Annotated in this window: 14 protein-coding genes; 5 read left to right on the top strand and 9 right to left on the bottom strand. The window is 48.8% G+C overall.

The window, feature by feature from the left end; all coding sequences use genetic code 11:
- Together ACHZA2_RS03045 and ACHZA2_RS03040 are read left to right on the top strand one after the other, a co-directional pair.
- On the top strand, positions 1-1,266 hold the full coding sequence (locus ACHZA2_RS03045) for a 6-bladed beta-propeller (protein ID WP_319578492.1): 1,266 nt from the start codon (positions 1-3) through the stop codon (positions 1,264-1,266).
- A 174-nt stretch (positions 1,267-1,440) separates the two neighbouring features.
- Complete coding sequence (locus tag ACHZA2_RS03040; protein ID WP_319578491.1) at positions 1,441-4,134, top strand: DUF3821 domain-containing protein; 2,694 nt, start codon at positions 1,441-1,443, stop codon at positions 4,132-4,134.
- An 82-nt stretch (positions 4,135-4,216) separates the two neighbouring features.
- Here ACHZA2_RS03040 and ACHZA2_RS03035 read toward each other — a convergent pair whose 3' ends face one another.
- Genes ACHZA2_RS03035 through ACHZA2_RS03025 form a run of 3 tightly spaced genes read right to left on the bottom strand, consistent with a single transcriptional unit; the run spans position 4,217 to position 6,053 of the window.
- Entirely contained in the window at positions 4,217-5,380 is a 1,164-nt protein-coding gene (locus ACHZA2_RS03035; RefSeq protein ID WP_319578490.1) for an Nre family DNA repair protein, read from the bottom strand.
- Between the two features lie 29 nt (positions 5,381-5,409).
- Positions 5,410-5,814 (bottom strand): PIN domain-containing protein, encoded by a 405-nt coding sequence (locus tag ACHZA2_RS03030; RefSeq protein ID WP_319578489.1) that lies wholly within the window; start codon positions 5,812-5,814, stop codon positions 5,410-5,412.
- Complete coding sequence (locus ACHZA2_RS03025; protein ID WP_319540263.1) at positions 5,811-6,053, bottom strand: hypothetical protein; 243 nt, start codon at positions 6,051-6,053, stop codon at positions 5,811-5,813. Before ACHZA2_RS03025 ends, ACHZA2_RS03030 begins: the two co-directional genes overlap by 4 nt.
- A gap of 212 nt (positions 6,054-6,265) precedes the next feature.
- Here ACHZA2_RS03025 and ACHZA2_RS03020 point away from each other — a divergent pair, with 212 nt between their 5' ends.
- Positions 6,266-8,137, top strand: a complete 1,872-nt coding sequence (locus ACHZA2_RS03020; protein WP_319578488.1) for a M3 family metallopeptidase — start codon at positions 6,266-6,268, stop codon at positions 8,135-8,137.
- Here the strand turns inward: ACHZA2_RS03020 and ACHZA2_RS03015 are convergent.
- Entirely contained in the window at positions 8,130-8,654 is a 525-nt protein-coding gene (locus tag ACHZA2_RS03015) for a TIGR04255 family protein (RefSeq protein WP_319578487.1), read from the bottom strand. The genes ACHZA2_RS03020 and ACHZA2_RS03015 overlap by 8 nt on opposite strands.
- A 14-nt stretch (positions 8,655-8,668) precedes the next feature.
- Complete coding sequence (locus tag ACHZA2_RS03010; protein ID WP_319540266.1) at positions 8,669-8,878, bottom strand: hypothetical protein; 210 nt, start codon at positions 8,876-8,878, stop codon at positions 8,669-8,671.
- A gap of 216 nt (positions 8,879-9,094) precedes the next feature.
- Between ACHZA2_RS03010 and ACHZA2_RS03005 the strand changes: the two genes are divergently transcribed.
- Positions 9,095-11,395 carry an ABC transporter substrate binding protein gene (locus ACHZA2_RS03005; protein ID WP_319578486.1) on the top strand — a complete coding sequence of 767 codons (2,301 nt, stop codon included), beginning with the start codon at positions 9,095-9,097 and terminating at the stop codon, positions 11,393-11,395.
- 42 nt (positions 11,396-11,437) lie between these two features.
- Here ACHZA2_RS03005 and ACHZA2_RS03000 read toward each other — a convergent pair whose 3' ends face one another.
- Entirely contained in the window at positions 11,438-14,419 is a 2,982-nt protein-coding gene (locus tag ACHZA2_RS03000) for a PAS domain S-box protein (RefSeq protein WP_319578485.1), read from the bottom strand.
- Entirely contained in the window at positions 14,400-16,040 is a 1,641-nt protein-coding gene (locus ACHZA2_RS02995; RefSeq protein ID WP_319578484.1) for a PAS domain S-box protein, read from the bottom strand. Before ACHZA2_RS02995 ends, ACHZA2_RS03000 begins: the two co-directional genes overlap by 20 nt.
- 315 nt (positions 16,041-16,355) lie before the next feature.
- Here ACHZA2_RS02995 and ACHZA2_RS02990 point away from each other — a divergent pair, with 315 nt between their 5' ends.
- Positions 16,356-17,144 carry a radical SAM protein gene (locus ACHZA2_RS02990; RefSeq protein WP_319578483.1) on the top strand — a complete coding sequence of 263 codons (789 nt, stop codon included), beginning with the start codon at positions 16,356-16,358 and terminating at the stop codon, positions 17,142-17,144.
- Positions 17,145-17,290: 146 nt separating this feature from the next.
- On the opposite strand, the gene ACHZA2_RS02985 is transcribed toward ACHZA2_RS02990, so the two are convergent.
- Positions 17,291-17,980 (bottom strand): tetratricopeptide repeat protein, encoded by a 690-nt coding sequence (locus ACHZA2_RS02985; RefSeq protein ID WP_394698470.1) that lies wholly within the window; start codon positions 17,978-17,980, stop codon positions 17,291-17,293.
- 141 nt (positions 17,981-18,121) lie between these two features.
- Entirely contained in the window at positions 18,122-20,251 is a 2,130-nt protein-coding gene (locus ACHZA2_RS02980) for a PKD domain-containing protein (RefSeq protein WP_319578481.1), read from the bottom strand.
- Positions 20,252-20,264: the final 13 nt, after the last annotated feature.

The following is a 20,264-nucleotide window of genomic DNA, read 5'->3' as shown; positions in this document are numbered from 1 at the left end:
ATGAACTCTAATTCTCTGATTCTTATTCTCTTGTGTCTTGTGGCAGGATGGGGCATGATCATGGCGGTGTCTGCATCAGGTGAGAGTTACCAGTGTGTGATCTCCTGGGGAAGCGAGGGTTCCAATATCAGCCAGTTTGAAGATCCTGCCTCCATTGCTGTTGATCAGAACGGCGACATCTACGTGGCAGATACCGGTAACAACCGTGTTCAGAAGTTCAACTCAACCGGGGGATATCTCCTCTCATGGGGCAGTAATGGTTCGAATACAGGCCAGTTCAAAAACCTTTCAGGCATTGCAGCCGATCTCTGTGGTGGTGTGTATGTTGCAGATACTGGCAACAACCGGATTCAGAAGTTTAGTCCTCAGGGCGATTACCTCCTCTCGTGGGGATGCGAGGGTTCCAATACCAGCCAGTTTTTGAAGCCTTCGGGGATAGCCGCAGACGCTGTAGGCACTGTGTATGTCGCAGATACCGGGAATAACCGAATCCAGAAGTTCGATTCAATCGGGCAGTTCATCACCACCTGGGGCTCACAAGGATCATACAACCGTGAGTTCAACTCTCCTGTGGGAGTTGCTGTTCATCCCAACGGCAGTGTATACGTTGCCGACCGGTACAATTCCCGGATCCAGAAGTTCAATACTTCTGGTTCATTCCAGGGTTCATGGAACGGGTCAGAGACAAGTATGGTAAACCCGCAGGGAGTTGCGGTTGATACCGCCGGAGATGTCTATGTCACTGATACCGATCTGAATGCGGTCAGAGTGTTCACCTCAAATGGGACACAGACCGTCTCATGGGGTGGGTATGGCACAGAAATCGGGAGATTCAACAATCCAGAGGGATTGATAGTCAATGCAAGCGGGTCGGTGTATGTCTGTGACACTTTTAACAACCGCATCCAGGTCTTCAGTCTGCACCCGAACAACACAACCCCAATCACCACCCCTGCAATCATGACGATTCATCCGGCATTCGGGCATAGCACCGGCCCGCTCCCGATCACAATATCTGGCAAAAACCTTGGATCAGGCACGGTAACCATGTGGAAAGGGGATAAAACCCTGAAAGGAAACTGGACCGAAGGGAAGACGAACACCAGTTCAACCATGTATGTTACTCTGCCACTCAAGGGTGCATCCACCGGTGTATACAACATGAGTATAAAGATCCAGAACGGCTCTTCGGTTACGAAGTATGATGCATTCACCGTGCTTTCAGGATCAACCGTTCCCATTCCGCGGGATCTCTACCTTATATGATAGTAATAGCACAACTGTTAGAGGTCGTCCAAACGTTGAGATGCAATTCAGTTCCACACGGTAGAATGGCCTTCGTTTAATTCAAGCCATTTAAAAATAAAATTTTTCCACTATAGTATCCTTCACATTTTGTAATGGGAAACCTCATCTCCTTTCCACCTGAAAGGATGACACATGACTATCAGGTTTCTCATCGTAACCATACTACTTCTGATCATCCCGGGACTTGCAGCAGCCACCTCTGTAATAATTCCTGCAGGTGGGGACGTTTTTCTCGGTGAGGAAGGACTTGATGTGAGGACAGCGGTTCCGTCACCCTATGACGCGATCGCGTTTTATCCACCTGGCTCGTCACCGGGCCGTGACATGCCACTTGATATCAGGCATATTGAAACATCCTCATTCACCGTGAGTCCCAGTCTCTACTCTGACCGGGTCGGCTCGTGGTACCAGTGGGATAGCAGAAGGGCCGGGCCGGGAATCATCGCGTTTACGGTGAGAGAGCCGCGGGTGAATGTCCGCATCCTGCAACGGTTGACCATGGAGGATATCTCCTCCGGGACAGTTCCCAGGGGTTCTGATCTCCTGCTCCAGCTTGACACAAATCTTGGTTCGGTGTTGCAGCGTCCCGGGTACAACCCTACCAGCGACGGGCTCCTTGACCTCCTCATCGCCACCCCCGGGGGCGGCACTCTGACGGCTGTCGAGACGAGAAATGGTGGCAGTGCCTCGTTAACAAGAATAAACCCCCAGGGTTCTCTTCAGACATACCCTTCAGTCCAGACCGGTGGATGGGATACCGGTGCATCAGGTGGGAGTAACTATCTTTACTCAGCTGGCACGTACACGGTCCAGCCTAAACTTGCATTCAACCGTGCTGATGAGAATCTCAAGTCTGCCTCCCTGGGTTACAACATCAGGGGAGCGTCGGTCACACTTGGCTCTGACCGTACCACCATAGGTACTCGTGATGACCAGGTCATCAGAGGACACTCCTTCTCTGTTACGATCTCGGGAACTCCGGGTGTGCCGGTGTACTTCTGGGTTGATGCAGGATCGAGAAGTGGCAGTCCGGGAGATCAGCCACCGATGATCCTCTTTGCCCAGGAGGGGGTCAGCCAGGACTCTCCTGATGGGCCGTACTCTATCGGGTCATATCGCCCGAGATCATCTGGCGAAAGAAGTATCAGGGACCTGGTTCCTCATGAACCATACAACGGTGTGAAGTATTACGGCATGATCGTGCCTGACAGGAACGGGAAACGGACTCTTGAACTGAGGACCACTGACCAGACAGATGATGCCAGGTACACGCTCAAGGTTGAAAGTCCATCCGGTGGATCAACAGTTCATACCGACGAGATCCCGATAACCGTGCAGAAAGGTTCGGTCAGTGTTGCAACAGGCAAAGACTCGTATGCCATCGGTGAGGAGGTGAGACTCTCGGGCCACAACTCAGAGTCATGCGATACATATCTCTTCATCACCGGCCCGAACCTGCCATCTGCAGGAGGACGGCTGGACCGGCCACGTCAGGCTGTTACAACCGGAGATCCGTCCTCGTTTACGACCGCGTCCGGCGATTGTGAGACCTGGGACTACCGCCTGTACACCGGTGAACTCGGGCTTGATGCAGGAACATATACCATTTACGCAGTTCCTTCCCCTGTAAGCAGGAATAACCTTGGTTCGGTTCCATACCAGACGATCTCCCTCACTCTCCGCAGACCCTATGTGACACTCAAACCCCAGGAGACCGAGGTTGCGAAAGGAGACTCTATCACCCTCACCGGCATGAGTTCGGGTATCGGCCGGGGATCTGTTGCGGTCTGGATCTTTGGGCGAAATTATTTCAGATACGACCAGGCCTCTGTTGAACGTGACGGGTACTTTGAGTATGAGATCCCTGCATCGCAGACCGGTGACATGGTTGCCGGTCAGTACGTGGTGATCATCCAGCACCCGATGACAAACGGTGAGTTTGATATCTGGCCTGACGGCCAGAGACAACTGGTCCTCGGCAGGTACCCGTATTCAGGATCTCCTATCTTCAGGGTTGGCGGTCCGGGTGCTCTCATGGGATCTGATGCAGCCAACGCACTCATCAGTGCCCTGAACAGTGCATACATCGATGACACCTATACCAGATGGGATATCAGGGTCATGAGCCCGAAGATCACATTAGACTCATCCTCGCTCAGGCAGGATGCAGACGGCCCGGTTGTGATCAGGGGCACCACCAACCTGGGTGCAGGCAAGCGGCTCCTCATCGAGGTGAGTGATAACCGGTTTGCTCCGACCAGGAAGGATCTCCGTGAGGACTCATACGGATTCTCAGGAACTGCCGAGATCCTGGACGGAAAGGGAGAGCGGCAGTTCTCCCTGACTGTTCCGCAGGGCCGTCTTGCTCCCGGAGAGTACCGGGTGATGGTACAGGCTGTTGAGTCAGAAGCGACCGCATCAGGTCTTTTGACCGTGACGCAGCCACTTCTGGAGCCGACCATCGTGCCAACGATCAGGCCTGAACAGCCACCGGTATCTCTGGCAAATGAGTCTGCAAACCTTTCAACCACATTCGTAGTTCCCACTATTTCCGTCCAGGTTACGACCACTCCGACTCCTGTCGAAACGGTACAGTCCCCGCTCCCGACTGCAACCCCTGTGCCTGTGCAGTCAGATGACCGTACGGTCTCTCTCTTTACCGGGATGGGTGTTGGTCTCCTGATTGCAGGCTTCATCGGTCTGTTGATTTACCTGTTCAGGAGAAAAAGTGATGATGAACCTGAAGAAGAGATTCAAAATTCAGATGATGAAGAGACGGTGAACAAAGAGTCTGTTTACGAGATGAACGAGGAAGAAGAGACCTAAATCGGTCACTCCTTCTTATCTTATCCCTTTTATGCTCTGGAACGATTATGAACCTGAAAAACCATGAGATCAGACTGACGTGTCAAAACTCTCCAAGGGTTGTCTGTCGCTTTCTCCCAAGATTGTGAAAGAGAGTCCCTGCTTCTTCGAACCGTCTGAGTGGCAACGTGAACGTATCTGACAGGTAGTCCTTGACCTGTTTTTCATCCTCGAACTCCCGTGGTTTCTGCTTCATCGCATTTCGCACGTTCTCACGCACGTTGAAAACTCCGAGGGGTACATAGCCGGAAGATGCTTCACGGAGGATGATTGCTCCTGCCTGCCTCTGCTGCTCTGCCAGTGCTTCAAGGACCGCCATCTTGCAGGAGTAGTAACATCCACCTAGATGTGAGTACTGTGTCTTTGGTTTATGCAGTTCGTGATCTGAAAAGACGAGTTCCTCATTTCCAAGCACCCTGACAAATGCTTCTGTCCATTCGTACTGCCATGGGGTAGGCATGAGAATGACTGCGTATCGGTTGTTGAGGCTGCTGAACTCGTGCACCTTCCAGGTATCAATGGCAGAACACTTCTTCACCTCTTTGAGCAGGTGGTTTCCGATGATGGTGTCACAGGCCGTTATCGACCACCGGGTGGGCACAAGACGCCTCCCCCGCCTGTTTCCCATCACACCGACCGAGAAGGCCTTCTGGATATGGGAGAAGGGGGTGTTACTGTGATGCAGCCCGACAACCGCATCGGCTGCCTTCAGATCGGTATCATAATACACCTTCTCAAGGTCACGGTTCCAGCGCTGCTCCTCGATCTCAAGGCGTTTTATCGGTGCACTCGGACCATAGGGTGTGTGCTCCTCGCTGAACGAAAAACCGGCCGGTGCCGTGGAAAAGGTAGCCTCGCTCTCGATTGAATTGTCTGAAAGTGCTATCTCCTGGAGCTTTCCGATGAACCTGTCATCAATTTCTGTTGCTTTTACCTGGTGCATCCCCCTGACCAGGCTGAGCCTGTACCTGATGATCTCGTCCTGGGGGATATTTCCCGGGATCCACTCTTCGGGTCGGTCCATGACCGATGTATCGCCGTGCATCGGTGCAATCATCGGACCGGCATAGACCTTCGGGTAGTTCGACGATCCGATAAAGACAGAGGGTGGAGAACTTCCTACAAGGTCTGTACCTACCGGTACAGACTTCATATGCACCGTCGCAGCGGTGAGCGTTCGCAGGTATTCGCCTTTACCGATTGACATGAGTGGGGTAGGGTATAATCTGATGGGTTTTAGCGAAGCACGTATTGAAAGCCAGCCTGTTCAAAGTGATGATCTGAAGAGTAAGCAATGGCAATATTCTTCTCTTTCATCACTTCAAAAGAGAGACAGTCTGTGAGGCTCCAGTCTTTATCGAGGTAATCAGAATAATGTGTGAGAGCTTTCATGAGGAGTGGTTCATCTGTCTTTACAACATGCATCTGTTCGGTTGTGTAACAATCCCTGATGAACTCTGCAATTATCTGTTTGCCGGTTTTTGAAAATGAATTTCCAATCTCATATATTATGGCATCTGTAATCCAGATCTCTGTATAGTCAAATAGTTCATGTGCAATTTCCAGAGCTTGCTTATGGTGTTTGTCTTCCGGGGTGAATATCGCAATGACAAAAGAGGTATCGATGAAGACAGATCTCATTCTCGTTGTTCGCCTTTTTTCGGGGTTCCGTAGAGGTAGTGATCATGTTCGTCGGAAAGATCAGATGGACCCGATATGGTTCCTGCATTTCTGATAAGAAACTCAATTGCATGTTCTGATCTTCTCTTCGGATTCTTCTCTATTGTTAAGATATATTCTGTATCTGGTTCTAACTCCAGAGGTTCCAGAGTTTTGAAGGATGATCCATCATATGTTGCCCTGACCGTGATTGTACCCATATCATTCACCTCTTTGGTCTTCAGCAGTTACCAGTATACATGATTCCTGCTAAAAAACTTCACCCAACTGATAATTATTTTCTTGTATAAGTATCGAGTCACATCCAGAAATTGTTATCTTGAGATAAATTGTGAACACTGATTGATACATGCTCCCCCTCAAGTCAGGAAATACTTACCTTTCATATCCCTGTTCACACTAATACAAGAGTATGGGTCGGCAGATCATCATCGCAGGAGTTGTAACTCTTCTCCTGATTATAACCGCCCTCTCTGTAATCTGGTTCAGTACTGATGATCACACTCTTCAAACCCGGTTGGCATCTCCTGATACTGGTGATCCGATACGTCTGACCTACACTGCCGGAGAAATCCCTGATGAGATCAACCAGAGTATCGCTGATACCACCCGTGACCTTGATGATCTTGCTGCAATGCCGGATCCCTCACGTAACTTTACGAACACCGATGTCAGGCTCGATGAAATCCTTGCTGACTTTGACGAAAAAACTTTAAAATATTCCCTTGTCGCCGAAATATCTACTGATCCGGCTGTAAAATCCGATGCTGAACAGGCTTCATACCACCGGGATGAATTCCTGAATGCGGTATACCTGCGAGAGGATATCGCACATGCTCTTTCCCGGGTAACTCCGGATCAGGGTATTGATCGAGAACTGCATAACCGGTTGACAGACGATTTCAGCCTTGCCCTCATTCAGGAAGATGTGACGGATGAGATGACCAATCTCAGCGAGAACCTCTCTGGACGAGGATCTGCGTATCTTGCAAATCAGCACGATGGGAATGCCTCGCTGAATCTTCCGCTGATCCCTGAGATCGTCAGCCTGAGAGAACAGATCACAGCTCTGCTCGGGTACGACTCCTTTGCAGACTACCAGATTGCACACTCCGGTGTACCGCTAGACAGAAACCGCCTCCTCTCTTATCTCTACACCGCATCTGTTCCCTCAAGCAGGGCCTCACACGAAGAGGCGGCAGAACTCCTTCGTGAGAAGCAGAAGACTGAGCCAGGAGCATCAGCGGTCTATGACTATGAGGTTCCGTCCCTCCGATCAGGTCTATCATCCCGGGTGAACGATACTAGTGCAATCTCAGCATTCTTTCCTGCAGAGAATGTAGTTGAACGACTCAACGATCTGGTGTCAGAGATATTCGGAATCCCTATCTCGCCTGTCACGTTCGCGGAATATCCTGGTATCCATCTCTTCAGAATCCCGCGTCCCAACTCTTCTGATACACAAGCCTGGTTTTACCTGTGGATTCGTCAGGAGAACAGTATCGGCAGCACATCTGGAAAGACATACTTCCTTCGTGCCGGTCACGAATCAAACGGTAAATGGATCCCTCCGGTATCGGCCCTCATAGTATCTGTTCCTGGGACCCGGGGCAGAGAGATAAACCTGTCACCTGTTGATCTCCAGGTGCTGTTTCATGAGTATGGCCACCTTCTCAGACACAGCCTTGCCACCGGCAGGTATGCCACCCTCTCAAGCGGTGCCCGCGATCCAGGTGGGTACAGTGAGGTTTACTCGCTCTTCTTCGAACAGTTTCTCTGGACTCCTGAAGTCCTTGATCACATGTCTGGAAAGAAACAGACAGGAGGTGGACTTCCATCTTCCCTGAGAGATCAGATCATTGCAGGTCACGGAGAAGAGGCTGGCTGGGGTTCCGGGTATATTCAGGTCTATCCCTACTTCCTCTCACTCCTGGATCTCGAGATCCATTCAGGGAACAGGACCCCGGATTTTATCAGTCTGTATGACCGGGTGTACCAAAACCTGACCGGGTATCGGGCAGGTTCAGGCCCATCGTCCCTGCTCCTGAACCCGGCATTCTTCATTTCAGACAATGCCGGGATATACTGGCATTACGTCCTTGACGATACCTGTGCAAAAGAGATCTTCTCCAGGTTTCAGAGAGATGGTGTGCTCAATCAGAGTACTGGTATTGCCTGCAGGCAGCAACTCTTTGAGCCTGCCGGATCGGTGAACACACCCGTTCTCATCAGAAACTTCCTCAACCGGTCAGATGATTCCGGCATCTGTCCTGGGATCACCTGATAGTTTCCACGATCTCTACAGGAACAATCTGGTCAAAGAGGGTGTGGATGAGGGCATGAGCCCAATCAAACCAGGAGAGGATCTCATCCGGGTCTTCAAAGCGATGAGGCTCTCCTGTTTCAACAGCAAAGGTCAATGTCCAGGCTGGCTGTTCTCCTCCTTCAAAGCGGGAAGAGACACGTGCCCGGAGTTCAGGATTCAGAACCGTTGGGATCAATTCTGATTCAGTACCTGATACCCGGGTTGTATGAAAGATATCCTGATTTAACCCACTCATAACCTGGGAAAAGCCGTCACTATGTAGAAGAAAACGATCCCTGTATCTGAGACTGCATCCTGTTACCTCAAAGGTATCCGGGAGAGCAGCAATCTCTGTGTCTATTTTTAACCTGATTGCTCCCCATCCCGGATACGGTGCCGGAACAGTGAGAGAGATCTGATCTCTGTTTATGGTAAGAGAGAAGCAGACCTCCTCTACCGGTGACCTGGAAAAGTTATGGGGCAGGGGTGAGTCCATTTTACATTCTGCTTTCAGTCTTTGTTGGCAGCGTTGTAGGCATCAACGATGCTGTAGACGAGGACAATTATGTAGAATGGTATCCCGATAATGATGGTAGAGAGCAGTGCAAAGATGATGGCCGCAATGAAGAGCACGATTGCTTTCGTCAGTTGTCCGGTATAGAACTGGCCGAGTCCCGGGATAAAGAATGAGAGTACTGCTGCTAGAAGTGGTGATGCCATCTGATATCCTCCTCTACTCAGTTCCTTGTTCAGGAGATAAATATGTGACTGACCTATCCCCTGAAGAGGTCGGTGAAGAATACTGATCCATATCAGTGAACCATCAATGTCCTGGAAAAAATCCTGCTTTCAGTGAGGTTTATCCATTACCGTGTGTTATACCTCTTCTGGAGAAGGAACAGATCTGTGATCCATATCAGGATGATTTTTTTTGTGTTGGTACTCATTCTGGTCTGTTTTGTCCCAGGATCTGCGAGCGATCAGGGCCCGGGTCAGATACACACAAATCCCCATGTTCTGCTCCTCAGTTCATACAATCCAGGGTTTCCAACATTTTTTGAACAGATAAATGGCGTAAAATCTGTTCTCTCTCCCGATACGGTACATCTTGATATCGAGTACATGGATGCGAAACGCTTCTCCTCACCTGAAGATATCAGCGAGTATTCACAGATATTTACCAGGAAGATACGGCACCTTCCGGCCTACGATCTCCTCCTTGTTGCAGACGACAATGCTCTGAACCTTGTCCTTGCAGAGAAGCAGGAGTTGTTTAACAAAACGCCGATCGTCTTCTTTGGCATCAATGATCAGAAGAAGGCAGAGCTTCATGACACAGATCCTCTCATCACCGGTGTGATGGAAGCAGTCTCGATGAAAGAGACCATTGACCTGATGATACGGCTGCAACCTGAAGCCAGAACCATTGTCGCCCTCTCCGACGATACTGTCACCGGCAGGGCTGATGCCGCGACATTTCTTGGATACAACAGATCGTATCCCGGGTACACCTTAACGGTCCTCTCGCTTGCAGATATGGCCTGGAGTGAGTATGCTCTCAGGTTGCAGAAAATAAACCAGTCCTCTTCAGTCCTTCTCCTCTCTGCCTACCAGGATAAGAACCTGAAAACGACGAATTTTGAAGAAGGTCTCAGGTTCATAAAAGAGAATCTGCCTGTTCCCCTCTATCACCTCTGGTATCATGGAATGGGAGAAGGAATCCTGGGCGGAGTCCTGATCTCCCAGTATGATCAGGGCAGAAATGCAGCAATAATGGCGGAACGGATACTGAAAGGAACCCCTCCCTCCTGGATTCCTGTCCTGAAAGAGAGCCCGAATCCTATCAGGTTTGATTACCATGAGATGAGTACATACGGGCTGAAACCTTCAGATCTCCCTCCCGGATCTGGTATCATCAATCATCCGGTATCCCTCTTTGAGGAGTACTTAAGTTACATCCTGGTTGCCCTTCTCATCATCATTTGCCAGGCAGTCGTCATCGTTGTCATGGTGATACATATCAGGAGGCGGAGACGGACAGAGCAGGAATTTCTGAAGTACCAGGGGCATCTTGAAGAGATTGTTGAGAACAGAACCCGCGAGCTGAAACATTCAAATGCAGAACTCAACACAACACAGAAGAAATTACAGCAGTATGTGACGTTTCTTACCCTCAGAGAGAAGGATCTGCAGAAGAGCGAGGAGAAGTTTCGGAATCTGGTTGAAGATATCAATAATATCCTGGTCACCTTCACGCCCGATGGAATTATCACGTACGTCAACCCGTATGCCGAACAATTCTTTGGATATACAGCTGCTGAACTGGTCGGTAGACATCTCATTGGGACAATCCTCCCTGAATATCCCGAGAATCCCGAAGTTCTGAAGCAGTTTGTGTATGAACTTGGAAGGACTCCTGAAAAGTTCAAACCACATGAGAATACAAACCTGAAGAAGAACGGGGAAAAAGTCTGGATTCTCTGGACAAACCGGGCCATACGCGATGATACCGGAAAGGTGATATCTGTCATCTCGGTCGGGAGCGACATCACTGAGCGGAGAAAACTCGAAGGAGCAATTCAGGAGGCCAACAACAAGCTCAACCTGCTTTCAAGTATCACCAGGCATGATCTGCTCAACACGATAACCTCTCTAATTGGGTTTCTGCACATGATCAATGAGAATCCCGATGAAAAGCAGAGCTATGTATACCGGAAAAAGATGGGCACCACACTCATAAAGATGAGAAATCAGATCGAGTTTACCCGTGACTACCAGGATATCGGGGTTAAGAAACCCGGATGGCATGATATCAGTGCCCTCTTCAGTCGGGCGATACACGTGTTCAGGGAGACTCCAGTCAGGTTCTCCTGTGATATCGCGGGTATCGAGATCTACGGCGACAACATGCTTGAGAAGGCCTTCTTCAACCTTGTGGAAAACTCACTTCGTCATGGTATGAACATCTCTCAAATATCGTTACGAATGGAACACGAAAACGGGGGTATTGTACTGGTGTACACCGATGACGGAGTCGGAATTGCGGACGATGAGAAAGAACTGATATTCGAGAAGGGATTTGGGAAGAACACCGGGCTTGGGATGTTTCTGGTGCGTGAGATTCTTCACATCACCAGCATATCAATCAGAGAGACCGGGAAGGCAGGAAGCGGTGCCAGATTCGAGATCCATGTTCCTGACGGAATGTGGCGCCCTATCGACGATCCTGATTCCTGAACCAGATCCCGCCATTCTGGTGATCGGGGGTATCTTACGTGGTCAGATCCTGAACTTTCCGGCAGGAACCCTGATCTCAAATCGTGCCCCGGTACCGGGCTTTCCTGTCTCATGAATTGAGATCCCGGTCAGGGAGAGGATCTCCCGGACCAGAAACATTCCAAGACCTGTGTTCTTCCCGAATCCCCGCTCAAATATGAGGATCTTATCAGTATCAGGGATACCTACCCCGTTATCCTCCCATACAACAATGAGATCTCCTTTCTCTACATGTGAAGAGGCCCTGATTGTGGTGACCCGTTCACCATGCCTGACCGAGTTATCGAGCAGATTGTAAAAAACCCTCTCAATCATTGGATCCACAAAAACAGATACACCCTTGAGGTCAGAGGTCACCGTGATGCCTGATGGAAGGTTCTCTCTTGGTAGGATGGTATCGAGATCAACCCATAGTGGCTCCTGTACACCGAGATCTTCATAAACCCTGGTAAATCCAATCTGGGACCTGATATCATTGGTTGCTGATTTTATCCTGCGCAAGTAATCCGCAAACTCTTCATCTTTGCATTCCAGTTCAGCAACACCGACATGACCAAGAATAACCGTGATTTTATTGAGAATATCATGCCTGGTGATGCCGGTGAGAAGGCTGAGCTGGCGGTTTGCATTAGCCAGTGCCTCTTCGTTCTGTTTTCTTCTGGTTATATCGTGACAGATACCCTGAAGGCTTACAACGCTGCCCTTATCGTCAAAGACTGGTGATATGCTCTGGGTGTGCCACTGCCAGCTTCCGTCTTTGAGGCAAATCCGGTAGGTATTTCCACTCTTTCTGATTCCTTTTGTTATTGCCTCTGTTACAAACTCCTGAATTTCAGAACGATCATCAGGGTGGATTAACGAATACAATGATCTTCCAACCCCTTCGCCCTCCTCATACCCGAGAAGATCTGTCCATTTGGGAGAGAGGTATGTGAAGATACCATCCGGACTAATGGAAAAGACCACATCATTTGCATTCTCAACAAACGATCTGAACTTCTCTTCGCTCTCTCTGAGAGCCTCTTCAGTCCGCTTTCGTTCTGTGACATCATGGCAGACACCCAGAAGACTGAATACGTTCCCTGTATCATCCAAAACCGGTGAAAGACTTTGAGTATGCCACTGCCACGTTCCATTCTTGTGACAGACTCTGTATCCTTCTATCCGGTTTTTCACCCCTGTTCTGGCAATATTATTGAAAAATGAATGAACACGGGGATAATCATCCGGATGAACGATGGTTTCTGCGGATTTTCCTACCAACTCGTCAGGTTCATATCCGAGAAATTCGGTCCAGTTTGGGGAGACATACGTGAAGATGCCATTCGGTGTCAGAGCGTACACGAGTTCATTGGCATTCTCCACAAATGTTCTGAACTTTTCCTCGCTCTCTTTGAGTGACACTTCTGCCCATTTGCGTTCAGTAATATCTCTGGTAACTCCGATGAACCCGTTGAACTGTTGATTCCTGTCTCTGATGGGTGTTATCATCACCTCGGTCCAGACCGTCGAACCGTTTTTGTGCCTGAACACAAGTTCTATGGTATTATCTTTCAGTTCCCGCTCTCCACGGTTGATCATCCCGATCCATTTTTTACATGATCGCCTCATGTTTTGCAGCGAATCTGGTATCAGAGCATCAGATGCCGGCTCCACAAGTGCTTCTTCGGGTGTCATGCCCCTGAGTGCAAGGACAGATGGGGAGACATAGGTGAGATGCAGATCTTTGTCAACAGCCCAGATCACATCAGAGATATTCTCTGCAAGTAACCGGTATTTTGCATCGCTCTCAGCGCGTTTATCCTCTGATTCCTTCTCGCTTGTAATATCCTGGTCAACGCCACAGTACCCCGTAAATGTACCGGAATCATCAAAGACGGGTATGCCATTTGTCTTGATTAAAACTCTTTTTCCGTCCCTGTGGAGGTTGATATTAACCAGGTCATTGATAACACGGCATCTGGAGATCGCATCCATTGCTGTGGCTTTGAGTTTATCACCTACAGCAGGATCAAAGAGCTCTGAAAAGTGTTTCTTTCCAACCAGTTCGTCAGGCCAGTATCCAAGGATGGAGTAAACCGCAGGGCTTGCATAGGTGTAGATACCATCTGGATCGATCTCCCAGACCCATGAGCCAGCATTCTGGGTGACTGCAAGGAACCGTTCCTCACTTCTCCTCAACCGGTTCTCGATCTCTTTCTGTCCTGATACATCAGTCACAATCCCTTCGAGTGCAGCAGGCGTTCCGTTCTCATCTGTGATAATTACATTTCTTTGATTAAACCAGCGATTCCTCCCATACCTGTCCGTTATCCGGTACTCGAAATACGGTGGGGTTCGATTCTCAAAAATATCATCCCACCGTTTGCTGAAAATTTCCCTCGAATCAGGATGGATAAGTCGCCTTATAAGACCAGGATCTGCATAGAACTCTTCAGGAGAATATCCGGTAAGTCTTGTCGCTGCCCTGCTTACGAACTCAAACCTGCAATCCGGGAGAGTCATACGGTACAGGATATCCCTGGCATTGTCAACAAACCGTTTGAATCTCTCCTGACTCTCTCTCAGATCGCTTTCAACCTTCCTGGCAGCGGTAATGTCCCGTATTGATACCTGGGCACCAGTAAAGACTCCGTCTTCAAGAATCGGCACAACAGACATGCTGACCAGGATCATCGTTCCGTCTTTCTTTTTTGTTCTCATCTCCAGGTTTTCGGTAGGTTCACCGCTTATGAGGACCCTGAAGGTGGTAGTAAAATCATCCCTGCTCAACGGAAAGATCACCGATGAGGCGAATTCTATATCTTTTCCAACCAGCTCCTCTGGTTCATACCCAAGGAGTTTTTTTGCTGAGGGGGACACATACACCGGTTTCAGGTCATTGTCAAGGAGAAGGATCAGGTCAGTTGACCGCTCTACGATGTCCCTGAATTGTTGTTCAATTCCGATGGATATACCGTCAGGATCACGCGGAAGCTCTCTCATCTCTCTCCCTGGTACTATCCCTGGTTATCAGCCCGATTCTGAATCCTCGTGTGGTTTTGATAGGAAATAGTATCTGCCTGACACTGATTCGTGCTCCGTCAGATCGCTCAATCTCAATTATCCGGTCGTTATAAAATGGAATAACACCTGTTGCCAGTGAATTTCTGAACGTCTCTTCTGCTTTCTTTCTGTTCTCTTCTGTCCTCCTGTCTGCGGTTGCAAGTCTGCAGAACAGGTCCCAGATCTTCATCCCTATAACGTCTTCTTTAGAAAAACCGGAAAGTCGTTCAGACCTAGCATTCCATTCAATAATGACTCCTTCTTCATCTATCAGGGTGAAGGAGTCGCTTGTCTTCTCGATGAATAACCGAAGTCCTGCTTCGCTCTCACGAAGAGCAGTTTCAGCCAGTTTCAACTCTGTGATGTCCCTTCCCACAGCCTGATACTCTGACAGGTTATCATCCATGTCATACAACGCTCTGACAGACCATAAATGCCAGAATCTTCTGCCGTCACTACCGGTAATCTCCTGTTCAATATCGCGAATCGGGTTCTCCCTGCTAAGTGAAGTTATAAATTCCTCAAACTTCGGGTATGTATCCTGCAGAAGGTCACTTATTCTGCCTCCTTCGACAGGAGTCTGATTCATGATCTGCGAATAAAAGAGACCGAATGTATCGTTGATGAATGTGACTGTTCCATCAGGTACAAATCTTATGACCATCTCGGTCTGATCATGGACGATTGAACGATACCGCTCCTGGACTGTATGGAACTCCAGGTCTTTCTGTTTTATAAATGTGATATCGCGAATCGACTCAATAGCCCCGGTTACAACTCCCGACTGGTTATAGAGCCTGCTCACTTTGATATGAACGAATATTTTTGTTCCATTGAGTTTTATTGATTCAGCTTCGGCTGTGATAGAGCCTTCTTCCCGGTGAATGATAGAGTAATACTTCCTGACCTCCTCATCAGGTTCATCTATCAGGTCGATGAGGAGAGGCCGGTCTGTTGTGTAAAATGCAGCCTGATACTGCTGTTTTCCGCTTCCCAGCATTCTATCAGACGAAAATCCTGTCAATTCTTCCAGGGCCCGGTTCCATGCTATTATTCTCCCTGACTGATCAATGGCAAATGTGGGATCTGGAAGAAATGCGATGATATCAGAGAACTTCTTTTCTGTCTCTCTGAGCATCTGTTCTATCAGTCTTCTCCCAACCGCTTCTCTGATCTTGTGCCCGAGTTCGGCAAACTGTGCGATTGGATCTCCACCCTTCTGGATGTAAAAATCAGCACCCTTATTGATGGCCTGAATGACAACCTCTTCACGTCCTCTTCCGGTAAAGAGGATGAATGGCATATCCCTGTGAGTTCCTCTGATCTCCTGCAAAAAATCGATGCCATTCATATCAGGCATCTGATAGTCAGAGACGATGGCGTCATACTCTCCAAGGGAGGATAATTTTAAGGTTTCAGTTGCAGATGTCCGGGTATCAACTCTGAACTCGCCTGACCGCTCCAGAAAGATCTTCCCAAGATCTAGAAGATCCCGTTCATCATCCACATAAAGGACTGATATCTTCGGTCTTTCATTGGTATCAGTCCACTCATCTTCCATACTCATATCCGGAAGCAGCCCGTCTTCTTCACTCGTGTCTTTGCAGCGGTAAAATACAAAGCATCAGCTATGCGATATCCGGGCATGTTAATAGCGATATGTTTTTTGCACAATAAAGATTCCGGTATTCGTTATACCAGAACAGAAACGAGCCACCATGGAAGGGGCCATACATTCTCTATACAGGAGATAAAACCCGGGTTTCATCAAATAAATGACTTCATGCTGATATTGCCAGCACCGATACCCTCTCATACCTTCGGAGCGAACCCTAGAGATCCAGCACAGATCCAGGTTGTAAGAGAAGATTCTATCATGAACAGATACGTATTCGGACCGGTTTTATCAAGAAGACTTGGGAGATCACTTGGCATCGATCTGCTTCCTTACAAGACCTGTTCCTACAACTGCGTGTACTGTGAGTGTGGAGCAACCACCGATCTTACCCTCACCAGAAGGGAGTTCTTCCCGACTGTTGATGTGATCGCTGAACTGGATCACATTCTTGCAAAGAGGCCGGTGCTTGATTATATCACGTTTGCAGGATCAGGTGAGCCTACACTCTCCTACTCACTCGGTCCGGTAATCAGGTTCCTGAAGGAAGCATACCCAAGGTACCGTGTGGCTGTTCTGACGAACGGAACTCTCTGTACGCTTCCCGAAGTAAGGAGGGATCTCATCCAGGCGGATCTCATCATCCCGACCGTTCCAGCCTCTGATCAGAAGATGCAGGAGAAGATCTTCAGGCCGGTCCGGGGGCTTTCAGTCTCATCCATACTACGCGGGCTCGGTGCCTTACGCAGTGAATTTTCAGGGCAGATATGGGTTGAAGTCTTCCTTATTCCCGGGATCAATACCGGCAGGGAAGAACTGCAGAGTATCAGAGAGACAATAGTGTCACTCCGTCCTGATCTGATACAACTGAACTCACTGGATCGGCCCGGGACTGAGTCCTGGGTGTATCCGGTTCGGGGCGTAGAACTAGAAGAGACTCGTGATTTCTTTGCTGAAACAGGGATTCCGGTAGACATAGTTGGGTATGGACAGAACCGGGCCTGCTTATCCCAGAGGTGTGACCATCCGGGTATCACCTCACAGATATAGAAATACTGGCATGTTCTGGACCGGAACTCTTCTATTCCCTGTTTATCCTCGTACTTGGTAGTTACACGATAAAGGTCGAGCCTTTCATGTCGCCATCACTGAAGACTTCATAAGAACCATGGTGAAGATGTTTGAGATTATCCGGTTTATCCACCAGAGGTCTTTCTGACATTCTCCAGATCAACGGTTGCATTTGTCATACCCGGCCATGGGAGGGAATAATTGGGATCAATGGTTATTGAACGATTCAGGAAGTATACAGCATCTTCATAGTTCCCATCCTGCATCGCAATGATTCCTGCATAATGGAGATGTGAGGCAGTATCAGGTTTTATTGCGAGTGCTTTGTCAATATTCTCCTTTGCAGCTGTGATGTCTCCCATCTTCTGATATGCAAGAGATTTGAGGGCATACCCTGATGAGTAATCTGGAATGATGCTGATGGCGTTCTCTCCGTCAGCAAGAGCTGCAGAATAATTGCCAAGTGACAGATATGTCATTCCCCGGTTAGCGTACCTGACAGGATTTGGTTCAATGGCAATCGCTTTTGAATCTTCAATAAGGGCCTGCTGGCTACGATTGAGTTTTCTGAGAGCATACCCCTTCATTGAATACATCTGAGGATCGTTCTGATCCCGGGCAAGACCTTCACCAGCGATGCGAAGGAGGGTATTCCAGTCTCTCTGCTCCATTGCCCGGAATCCACTCTCCTGAAGTTCAGTGATATTTGTAAGGTTCAGACCCTCTATCCGGGGGGCAGGAATGTCTGCCCCTGTGACCTGAACCAGCAGAGTTCCGGCAATCAGGATAAGTATCACCAGGTTTATGCGTATCAACCCAATCACTTCTCTTCAGAATCATGTCCAGACCACCTTAACTGTTTGGATGATCTGTCAGCCCGGAGAGAAAGGAAGAGGGGAGTGATGGAGGAAAAACAGAATTTGTCTGCTGCCCGGAATGGATGAAGGGTGCACAATTTACCTGACCATAATAAATCCACTCTTTTCGATGCTACCGGATGATATGCTGTTCTGTGCAGTGAGGCGTACCGAATATAATCCTTTGGCAGTGTAGATATGGGTCACATTCTGCGATCTGGAACTGTTTCCGTCCCCGAGATCCCAGAGCCAGGATGTCGGATTCCCGGTGGACTGATCAATCAACGAAACCTGCAGGGGTGATACTCCGGAGGTCTGGTCAGCGGAGAATGTGGCTGTTATATACCCGGGAACCTGTGTTGGTGTCGGGTATGGAACCTGCCCGGCGGTTACTGTCACTGCTCCTGTCAGCGTTCCTATACCACTTGTCTGGTTATTTGCTGCCCGAAGTGTGACTGTATAGGTTCCAGGTGTTGTGTAGGTGTGAACCGGGTTCTGCTCTGGAGATTTTGCTCCATCACCGAAGTCCCAGAAGAATGAGGTAGGATCTCCAAGAGACTGGTTCGTGAACCTGACTGTCAGAGGTACTGCTCCCCAGGTTGTGTTCAGGGTGAAGAATGCATGAACCTGCCCCGGAGTCGGTTGTCCGTATGATGAGATGGTGTGATCGACTGTTATTGACGAGAAGGTCCAGGTCCCGACCGGACCTACCATGCTCCCGTTCACTGAGACGTTCACGAGGTCAGCTCCAGGCTTTGCTTCTGCCACGTAAGTTGCGTTGCTATAACGGGGATAAGTCTTATTCCCGGCAGGATTGAGAACTGTCCAGTCATCATGTGATGAATTGATCATCTGGGCAACCCGTACCAGAGGTGCGGTGTCGTAGGCTCCTGATCCGGTCTTTACCTCATAGGGTACCTGAGAGTATCCTGTTCCAGCTGGCTCCTGTAGATCTGACCAGCCGGTTTTATCCGGACTGCTCCAGTAGTTTCCTGCAACATACGGACCTCCCATCACATTTGTTCCTGACACCGGACCTGATGGATTTGTCCAGGTATAGTTTTGCAGGGAGGCAGTGCCGTTGATATTCACGCTGTTTGCAAGATAGTTGTCATAGAACGTGGCGTTACCTGAAATGTCTGAGGAGTAATACGAGAAAAATATTCCACAGTCAGAACTGTTTATGATTGTGTTTCTGGTAACAAGGCTATTCTGATTCTTTCCGTACCGTAATACGATTCCCTGTGTGTTGTTTACAAAGGTGTTATTCCTTGCAGAGATATTTACAGAGTCTGAAATGAATAGTCCGAACTGCTGCTGATTCGTCACAATATTGTCAATTACTCTCCCGCTCGGCTCATAACTGAAGATACCATTAACACCATCTTGGATTATGTTCCTTGAGATAACGGTGTAATACCCCCTTCCGCAGGTACCGGGATCAGGGCTGCTTCCACACCTGGTACCTCCGGCTATGATCCCTGAATTGGTGTTGTTGTAGACTTTATTATCCAGAATTTGTGCATTATTGCTGGCTGAGCGGATCCCGTATCTGTTCTGGTTTAAGGTATTGTTTGTAATTTTGACCTGAATGCCATAATATGGGTTCTTGTAGTCCAGGTACCAGGCATTAATACCCACATTGCAATCGGAGATTGTGTTTCGCAGAATGGTTGCATTAGAGCCGAAAGTCCAAATCCCTCCCATTTTGTTTCTTGATATCACAGAGTCTGATACGGTGAGTCCTTCTCCAATAGAGCACAGCCCGTAATCAAAGCCTGATATTGTACTGAAGTTTGTTACAACCGGCTGAAGGACAAGTGCTGATACGTTAATGCCGACTCCTGCCGTTCCGGTCAGGTTTTTTCCGTTGCCATCAAGTGCTATCGAGTCACCCTGGATCTGAATACCATAGACTGATGATGAGGAGTTGAGGTCTTCGGTAAGGTAATAGGCACCAGCGGTGTTGATGACGATCTGACCCGCTGAGTAATTGCCGGCAAACGTGTAATCAGTTCCTGAATGCCCGGCGGCAAGGGCAGTCCATGAACCTGATACCGGTACTATCATACAAAACAGAACGAGCATCAGGGTTATTACTGTCTGTCTTCCATGAGCAGACTGGAGGAGGCCCGGTGTTGTCAGAGTAGCAGTGTTCTGTTCAGCAATCCGATGCTGCATGTCATGCCTGCATGCACATTCCCCGGAGGGTACAAAAAGATTCCCCATACAAATCCCTTTT

The organism is uncultured Methanospirillum sp. (genome assembly GCF_963668415.2).
GTDB lineage: Archaea > Halobacteriota > Methanomicrobia > Methanomicrobiales > Methanospirillaceae > Methanospirillum.
The sequence above is the reverse complement of the archived record's forward strand: the minus strand, read 5'-3'. Positions and strand labels throughout refer to the sequence as shown.